This is a genomic window from Rugamonas sp. FW305-51 (assembly GCF_058786935.1).
Window position 1 is genome coordinate 1 of sequence record NZ_JBYSZG010000118.1, and the last position, 1,037, is coordinate 1,037.

Genomic DNA, 1,037 nt, shown 5'->3' on the forward strand with positions numbered 1-1,037 from the left:
CGCAAGCTACTACGTCCTTCATCGCCTGTAATCGCCAAGGCATCCACCATGTGCACTTATTCGCTTGTCCCTATAACTTTAGCCCCTTGCGACTAAACAAAGGAGCGGTCATAGGAATAAGAAGTACATTGTGTTGCTATGTTTGTTGATACATACAATCATTACCCATCACAACAACCTTTCGATTGATGTGATCAATAAATAATCTTTACTTTTACTTCTTCCAGATTGTTAAAGAACATACAGCACTTGATCTCTAAAAGACCAAACCTAAATCGTCGCCACCAGGGCTGACTTACGTTTGAACTTTTTGGTGGAGGATGACGGGATCGAACCGACGACCCCCTGCTTGCAAAGCAGGTGCTCTCCCAGCTGAGCTAATCCCCCATGGGTATTACTGAAACTGGTAGGGCTGGTTGGACTCGAACCAACGACCCCCGCGTTATCAACACGGTGCTCTAACCAGCTGAGCTACAGCCCCAAATGCTGTTCTTCTAATTTACAGTCGATAAGTGTGAACGCTTGATGAGCAGATCATTGCTGATCCAGTGCTACTCTAGAAAGGAGGTGATCCAGCCGCACCTTCCGATACGGCTACCTTGTTACGACTTCACCCCAGTCACGAATCCTACCGTGGTAAGCGCCCTCCTTACGGTTAAGCTACCTACTTCTGGTAAAACCCGCTCCCATGGTGTGACGGGCGGTGTGTACAAGACCCGGGAACGTATTCACCGCGACATGCTGATCCGCGATTACTAGCGATTCCAACTTCATGCAGTCGAGTTGCAGACTACAATCCGGACTACGATACACTTTCTGGGATTAGCTCCCCCTCGCGGGTTGGCGGCCCTCTGTATGTACCATTGTATGACGTGTGAAGCCCTACCCATAAGGGCCATGAGGACTTGACGTCATCCCCACCTTCCTCCGGTTTGTCACCGGCAGTCTCATTAGAGTGCTCTTTCGTAGCAACTAATGACAAGGGTTGCGCTCGTTGCGGGACTTAACCCAACATCTCACGACACGAGCTGACGACA

2 tRNA genes and 1 rRNA gene are annotated in these 1,037 nt (G+C 49.6%); all 3 read right to left on the reverse strand.

The annotated features are described in order from the left end of the window. Nucleotides 1-311 precede the first annotated feature (311 nt). Nucleotides 312-387 (reverse strand) — tRNA-Ala (locus AC3WOS_RS28535). Between the two features lie 17 nt (nt 388-404). Next, nucleotides 405-481, reverse strand: a tRNA-Ile gene (locus tag AC3WOS_RS28540). A gap of 79 nt (nt 482-560) precedes the next feature. Then, a 16S ribosomal RNA gene (locus tag AC3WOS_RS28545) occupies nt 561-1,037 on the reverse strand; the annotation flags it as partial.